Origin of the sequence: Bacteroides sp. DH3716P (assembly GCF_025914115.1) — a bacterium.
In the GTDB taxonomy this organism is placed as follows: Bacteria; Bacteroidota; Bacteroidia; order Bacteroidales; family Bacteroidaceae; genus Bacteroides; species Bacteroides ovatus.
Map to the genome: position 1 here is coordinate 376,234 of NZ_CP083673.1, position 7,359 is coordinate 383,592.

Genomic DNA, 7,359 nt, shown 5'->3' on the forward strand with positions numbered 1-7,359 from the left:
TGCAAAGATACGAAAAAAAAGACACATTAAATAAGATATTCTTTCTTTATGTGGCAAATATTAGTTTATTTTGCAGAGTTTTTGCAAACGAGTAAAACATAAACCAATTGACGAAAATGAAAGTAGTGCACACTATCAAGGACTTACAGGCAGAATTGGCTGTCCTAAGAGCCCAAGGTAAAAAGGTGGGACTGGTTCCTACAATGGGTGCTTTACATGCGGGACATGCATCTCTGGTAAAGCGCAGCGTAAGTGAGAATGGTGTAACTGTTGTGAGTGTTTTTGTGAATCCCACACAGTTTAACGATAAAAACGACTTGGAGAAATATCCGCGTACATTGGATGCAGATTGCCGTTTGTTGGAAGAATGCGGGGCGGATTTCGCTTTTGCTCCTTCAGTTAGCGAAATGTATCCGGAACCGGATACCCGTCAATTTAGCTATGCACCATTGGATACGGTGATGGAAGGTGCTTTCCGTCCAGGACATTTTAACGGTGTTTGCCAAATTGTTAGCAAGCTGTTTGATGCTGTACAGCCGGATCGTGCATATTTCGGAGAGAAAGACTTCCAGCAGTTAGCAATTATTCGTGAGATGGTTCGACAATTGAAATATAACCTTGAAATTGTAGGTTGTTCAATTGTACGTGAGGAAGACGGACTGGCATTGAGTAGCCGGAACAAACGTTTATCTGCAGAAGAACGTGAAAATGCTTTAAATATTTCTCGCACCTTATTTAAAAGTCGTAACTTTGCAGCCACTCATACAGTGAGCGAGACGCAAAAGATGGTTGAAGATGCGATTGAAGCCGCTCCGGGTTTGCGTATGGAGTATTTTGAGATCGTAGACGGAAACACATTGCAGAAAATTAGTAATTGGGAAGATACTTCCTACGCAGTAGGATGCATCACAGTGTTCTGTGGAGAAGTCCGGCTGATCGATAACATTAAATATAAAGAATAACTAAAAAGACGAAACCTTATGATGATTGAAGTGTTGAAGTCGAAAATTCATTGTGCACGTGTCACGGAGGCAAATCTGAACTACATGGGTAGTATCACGATTGATGAAGACCTGTTGGATGCTGCAAACATGATTCCGGGAGAGAAAGTGTATATCGCTGATAATAACAACGGTGAACGCTTTGAAACCTACATTATCAAAGGTGAACGCGGTTCGGGCAAAATTTGTCTGAATGGTGCTGCTGCCCGCAAGGTGCAACCCGATGATATTGTGATAATCATGTCCTATGCATTGATGGATTTTGAGGAAGCCAAGTCGTTTAAACCGGCTGTAATTTTCCCTGATCCTGCGACGAACAAAGTGGTAAAGTAGAAAGTATCTTTGATATTTGAAATGAGAAAAGCCCCGTTTACAGTTCGTAAACGGGGCTTTTCTTATTCTACTTTTTTATGCCGGGGGTGATCGATGTTCTACCCACGTGTGAGTTGGTTTTAGCCCGGGTGTTAATAAGCGGCAGTTAGTTGCCGGCGTTTGTTTTCAGTTGCTCATTCATAGCAGCGGCAGCTTTACGGCCATCACCCATCGCCAGAATTACAGTAGCTCCACCGCGAACGATGTCGCCACCTGCGTAAATCATCGGGATAGAAGATTCCATGTTGTCATTTACTGCGATAGTTCCTTTCCGTCCTAATTCCAGTCCTTTGATAGAGCTTGGAACAATCGGGTTAGGAGATACCCCAACGCTGACAATGGCCAGATCTATGTCAATTGTTTCTGTTGCTCCCGGGATGGCTACAGGACTACGACGTCCGGAAGCATCCGGTTCGCCTAATTCCATCTTTTGCAGAATAACTTGTTTTACGCAACCTTGTTCATCAGCAATATATTCGATAGGATTATGCAGAGTGAGGAATTCAACCCCTTCTTCTTTGGCGTGTTTTACTTCTTCGATACGTGCAGGCATTTCTTCTTCCGAGCGACGATAGATAATAATAGCACGTTCAGCGCCAAGACGTTTTGCCGTACGGACAGAGTCCATAGCTGTGTTGCCACCACCGATTACTGCCACATTCTTACCGAATGCTACCGGAGTGTCCGAATCTTCGCTGGCGGCATCCATCAAATTGACACGGGTGAGGTATTCATTTGAAGACATGATATTGATAGAGTTCTCTCCCGGGATATTCATAAAGTTTGGCAGTCCGGCACCGGAAGCCACGAATATTCCTTTGAAACCTTCCGCTTTCAAGTCTTCTACACCGATAGTCTTTCCTACAATACAGTCTTTGATGAAATTAACGCCCATCTTACCGAGATTGTTGATTTCTACGTCTACAATCTTGTTTGGCAAACGGAATTCGGGGATACCGTATTTCAATACACCGCCAATTTCATGCAACGCTTCGAATACAGTTACATCATATCCATATTTAGCCATATCTCCGGCAAATGCCAATCCTGCAGGTCCTGAACCGATAACAGCTATTTTGATGCCGTTTTTCTCTGCAATGACAGGTACGGAGATTTGTCCGCTTTCACGTTCGTAATCAGCTGCAAAACGCTCCAAATAACCGATAGCTACCGGCTTTTCATTCATTTTCAGATGAATACATTTTGATTCGCACTGTTTTTCTTGCGGACACACACGGCCGCAAACTGCAGGGAGCGCACTTGTTTCTTTCAATGTTTTAGCAGCTTCGAGGAACTCACCGCGTTCGATATTCTTAATGAAGCGGGGAATATCAATACCTACCGGACAGCCTTCCATACATCCAGGATTAGCACAGTCGAGACAGCGTTTGGCTTCTGTAACAGCCTGTTCTGCTGTTAATCCTTGATTAACTTCCTCTTTACGGCTGTGTGAACGGTATTCAGCATCGAGTTCATTCATCTCTACACGAGGAATAGCCGTACGTTCTTTTGGCTTCATGGATTTGCGTAACTCCTGCCTCCAAGCAGCATTACGACTTTTTTCATCGATTTCTTTGGTTGCTTCACATTCCGATTCCAGCTTATGCATTTCTTCGCGTTCGATATTCTTGAACGCACCCATACGTTTCAGCATTTCGTCGAAATTCACCTGGTGACCGTCGAATTCCGGACCATCTACACAAACGAATTTAGTCTTTCCTCCTACAGTGATACGGCAAGCGCCGCACATACCAGTTCCGTCCACCATGATAGTGTTTAGCGAAACATCTGTCGGAATTTCATATTTTTTAGTCAGCAAGCAAACGAATTTCATCATGATGGCAGGGCCAATAGCGAAACATTTGTCTACTTTCTCACGTTTGATAACTTCTTCTACACCTTCTGTCACCAGACCTTTCCGGCCGTAAGAACCGTCATCCGTCATGATAATTACTTCGTCAGAGCTTTCACGCATTTCTTTTTCCAAGATGATGAGATCTTTATTGCGTCCAGCCAATACAGTGATAACACGGTTACCGGCAGCCTTCAAAGCCTGTACGATAGGAAGCATCGGAGCCACACCTACACCACCACCAGCGCAGATTACTGTTCCGAATTTTTCTATATGGGTAGCTTGTCCGAGTGGGCCTACTACGTCAGTGATAGATTCGCCTTCATTCAGCTCGCAGAGACGGGTAGAAGAAAGCCCGACTTCCTGCACTACCAGAGTAATGGTACCCTTTTTCAGGTCGGAACCTGCGATAGTCAATGGCATACGTTCTCCTTTTTCGCCTACACGTACGATGACGAAGTGTCCGGCCTTACGAGATTTAGCAATTAAAGGAGCTTCAATTTCAAATTTGAATACTTTTTCAGAAAAGCGTTCCTTGCTAATGATTTTGTTCATTATCTAATTAATTTGTTGTTTTTATTACGTAACTGCTATCAGAATGATATAAATTTTGGCAAAGATACAGCTTATTTGCGAAATATAAAAGAAAAGCCACTCTTTTGATGAGTGGCTCTCTATATAAGGGTGCTTTTATTAGTCTGTCAGATCAAGTCTTAGTCTATCATGTCGAAGCCGCAGTACGGAACCAACGCTTTCGGAATTCTAATGCCTTCCGGAGTCTGGTTGTTTTCGAGTAGGGCAGCAACGATACGTGGCAGTGCTAATGCTGAACCGTTCAGTGTGTGGCAGAGTTCGGTTTTCTTTTCTGCATTACGGTAACGGCATTTCAGACGATTGGCCTGATAGGTATCGAAATTGGATACGGAACTTACTTCCAACCAGCGTTTCTGTGCCTCTGAATATACTTCGAAGTCGAAACAAAGGGCAGCAGTGAAACTCATATCACCACCACAGAGGCGGAGGATACGATATGGAAGTTCCAGTTTTTGCAACAGACCTTCTACGTGGTCTAGCATTTCCTGATGAGATTGTTTGGAGTGTTCCGGTTTGTCAATGCGAACCAATTCTACTTTGGAGAATTCGTGCAGACGATTCAGTCCGCGCACATCTTTACCATAGGAACCAGCTTCACGACGGAAACATTGTGTATAGGCGCAATTCATTATTGGCAACTGTTTTTCTTCCAAAATTACATCACGGTAGATGTTGGTTACAGGCACTTCTGCTGTCGGAATCAGATATAAATCATCTACTTCGCAATGATACATTTGTCCTTCTTTGTCAGGAAGCTGTCCTGTGCCATAGCCGGAAGCTGCGTTAACTACTGTCGGTGGCATGATTTCAGTATATCCGGATTTGCGTGCTTCGTCCAGGAAGAAGTTGATAAGAGCGCGTTGAAGTTGTGCGCCTTTACCTTTATATACAGGGAAACCTGCACCTGTGATTTTTACACCCAGGTCGAAGTCTGTTAAATCATATTTCTTAGCCAGTTCCCAGTGGGGGAGTGCATCTTTAGGAAGTTCAGTTTCCATACCTCCCATTTTTTCCACTACGTTATCTTCAGCGCCTACACCTTCGGGTACGCTGTCGTAAGGAATGTTGGGGATGGTGTAAAGTACATTCTGCATATCTGTTGCAGCCTGTGTCATAGCGGCGTCTAATTCTTTGTTACCTTCTTTTAGTTCGGCAACGCGTGCGCGTGCAGTCTCAGCTTCCTCTTTCTTGCCTTCTTTCATCAGTTGACCGATGGTGCGTGAAAGCGAGTTAACCTCTGCCAGATTCTTATCTAATTCATTTTGTGTGCTACGTCTCTTGTCGTTAAGAGCGATCACTTGATCGATCGTTTCCTTTGCATTTTTGAAATGCTTCTTTTCCAGTCCGCGGAGTACCGCCTCTGTGTTTTCTGTAATTTGTTTAATGGTAAGCATATCTATACTTTTTATGAACTTTCTTATTTAAGGCTACAAAGATAAAGAAAAAACGAATAATCAAGCAAATATATGTGTTATATATAATATATATGATGTGTCTATGATATATATAATACATGTATTGAGCTGTATAATAAACATATATGCAGTGAATGATACATACATGTCTCTTTTAGAGTGATATATAAAACTCTGGTTGTTAAAAAGAAAGAGGTTGTGTCAAAACGTTGGCACAACCTCTTTTATATTTTACAGTTCTGCTATATTTTCTTTTGGCTATGCTGCTTTTTCCTCATGNGAGGTTGTGTCAAAACGTTGGCACAACCTCTTTTATATTTTACAGTTCTGCTATATTTTCTTTTGGCTATGCTGCTTTTTCCTCATGCATTTGGCAACAAGTTGCTATATTCCAATTATATCGGGTTATAAATAGTCCCATAAACATATATTTGGCAACTGTAATGAGCCCCTTTCCTTCTTTTATCAGTTTAGCACACATTTTTTTGATATTAAAGGCTATAGCAAAGAAAGCAAAGTCCATTGTAACCTTGTCTTCTCCCACATGCCGGAATCTTCTGTATGCCATGTTGTATTTCATTTGTCCAAACACAGCCTCTGGTTCTATACACCTCCTGCCTCTATGCTTGATACCTTCTTCTGAGAGCAACCTTTCCCGTGCCTGCCGTTTGTATTGATTTAATCGGTGGTTGACTTCTATAATACGGTTCCCCCAAGCTTTAAAACAACTGCCACGCAAAGGGCAACCTTCGCATCTTTTTGCTTTATACCGGGCACTTTCGATGATGTATCCGCTCGCTGTCTTGTCACGTTTGGTTCCTATACGGTTCATGTGCTGTCCCATAGGACAAACGTAATAATCCTCTTGGGCATTGTAATGGAGACTTTCGGCATGGAATGGGTTGGGAGTATAACGAGGACGCTGTTCTTTATGGAAGTAATTGTACTTGATGAAGGCTTCTATCCCATTCTCCTGCATGAACCGGTAATTTTCTTCCGAACCGTAACCGGAGTCTGCCACACAGATATTCGGTAAACGGTTATAGCGGTACTGGAAAGAGTGGAAAAAAGGTATGAGGGTCAGTGTATCGGTAGGGTTGGGAAACAGACGGAAGTCTGTGATGAATTGGTTTTCAGTACCTATTTGCAGATTATATCCGGGTTTGGTCTGCCCGTTCTTCATGGCATCTTCTTTCATGCGCATGAATGTGGCACCAGGATCGGTCTTGGAATAGGAGTTACGTTCTCCAAGGGTATCAAGGTGATTGTCGTATTCTATCAGCTTGTCACGATACCCTTCAAGTTCCATGACCTGCTTCTTCTTTTTGCGCAGGGCTTTCTTTTCTTCCTTATCCTTTGTTGCAGGCTGGCGTTCCAGGGCTTCTTTAAGTTCATCCACTATGTCAGAGAGCCTGCAGGGAGTAAACTCCACGGATGTGTCTTTTATAGAGTTCTCCTGTGCAATGGCTTCATCCACCTGTTCCAAGAGAATACGGATTTTATCCATTAGTCTCGTACGGTTCCGTTCGACTGTCTTGCGCCAGACAAAAGTATATTTGTTGGCTTTGGATTCAATCTTGGTGCCGTCGATATACTCCACATCAAGGCTGATGAAACCTTTATCGGCAAGGACAAGAACCAACTGGGTAAATACATTATTTATTTCCTCCTTTACACGGTTACGAAAACGGTTGATCGTGATAAAATCCGGATGCTCATTACCGGCAAGCCAAATATAATGAATGTCACGAAGGAGGTGCTTCTCTATTTTACGGCAAGAATAGATATTATTCATGTAGGCGTAGATTATCACCTTAAGCATCATTTTAGGATGATAAGGACAACGGCCCGTTTCCTTATAAAGCTTCTTGAAACTCTCAAGATTGAGATTGTCAATAACAGCATTCACGATGCGGACCGGGTCGGTCGCAGCTATGTTTTCATCAATTCTTTGTGGAAAAAGAACGGTTTGGTTGGGAATGTAAGGACGAAAATGTAACTTTGCCATAACGAAAAACTTTATACCTAAAGATACGAAAACTTTGGGTAATAACAAAGCCCGGGCTTGAGAAAGTCTGGGCTTTGCGCATAAAAAAAGGCTGTGTCAGCGTTTTGACACAACCTC

General features: G+C 42.8%; 5 protein-coding genes. 2 read left to right on the forward strand and 3 right to left on the reverse strand.

Annotated elements, in window-relative coordinates:
* Window positions 1–116 precede the first annotated feature (116 nt).
* Together panC and panD are read left to right on the forward strand one after the other, a co-directional pair.
* Window positions 117–962 carry a pantoate--beta-alanine ligase gene (gene panC, locus KQP79_RS01230; RefSeq protein WP_004309009.1) on the forward strand — a complete coding sequence of 282 codons (846 nt, stop codon included), beginning with the start codon at window positions 117–119 and terminating at the stop codon, window positions 960–962.
* A gap of 18 nt (window positions 963–980) precedes the next feature.
* Window positions 981–1,334 carry an aspartate 1-decarboxylase gene (gene panD, locus KQP79_RS01235; protein WP_004301789.1) on the forward strand — a complete coding sequence of 118 codons (354 nt, stop codon included), beginning with the start codon at window positions 981–983 and terminating at the stop codon, window positions 1,332–1,334.
* Window positions 1,335–1,479: 145 nt separating this feature from the next.
* Here panD and KQP79_RS01240 read toward each other — a convergent pair whose 3' ends face one another.
* The 3 genes from KQP79_RS01240 to KQP79_RS01250 all read right to left on the reverse strand — a co-directional run bounded on the left by KQP79_RS01240 (window position 1,480) and on the right by KQP79_RS01250 (window position 7,242).
* Complete coding sequence (locus KQP79_RS01240) at window positions 1,480–3,780, reverse strand: bifunctional dihydroorotate dehydrogenase B NAD binding subunit/NADPH-dependent glutamate synthase (RefSeq protein ID WP_004309008.1); 2,301 nt, start codon at window positions 3,778–3,780, stop codon at window positions 1,480–1,482.
* A gap of 158 nt (window positions 3,781–3,938) precedes the next feature.
* Window positions 3,939–5,213, reverse strand: coding sequence for a serine--tRNA ligase (gene serS / locus KQP79_RS01245; protein WP_138343487.1), 1,275 nt, complete (start codon window positions 5,211–5,213; stop codon window positions 3,939–3,941).
* Between the two features lie 367 nt (window positions 5,214–5,580).
* Window positions 5,581–7,242, reverse strand: a complete 1,662-nt coding sequence (locus tag KQP79_RS01250) for an IS1182-like element ISBf3 family transposase (protein WP_138344056.1) — start codon at window positions 7,240–7,242, stop codon at window positions 5,581–5,583.
* Window positions 7,243–7,359: the final 117 nt, after the last annotated feature.

Coding starts and splice junctions, on each gene's coding strand:
- panC (WP_004309009.1), top strand. CDS start 117: ATGAAAGTAGTGCACACTATCAAGGACTTACAGGCAGAATTGGCTGTC.
- panD (WP_004301789.1), top strand. CDS start 981: ATGATGATTGAAGTGTTGAAGTCGAAAATTCATTGTGCACGTGTCACG.
- KQP79_RS01240 (WP_004309008.1), bottom strand. CDS start 3,780: ATGAACAAAATCATTAGCAAGGAACGCTTTTCTGAAAAAGTATTCAAA.
- serS (WP_138343487.1), bottom strand. CDS start 5,213: ATGCTTACCATTAAACAAATTACAGAAAACACAGAGGCGGTACTCCGC.
- KQP79_RS01250 (WP_138344056.1), bottom strand. CDS start 7,242: ATGGCAAAGTTACATTTTCGTCCTTACATTCCCAACCAAACCGTTCTT.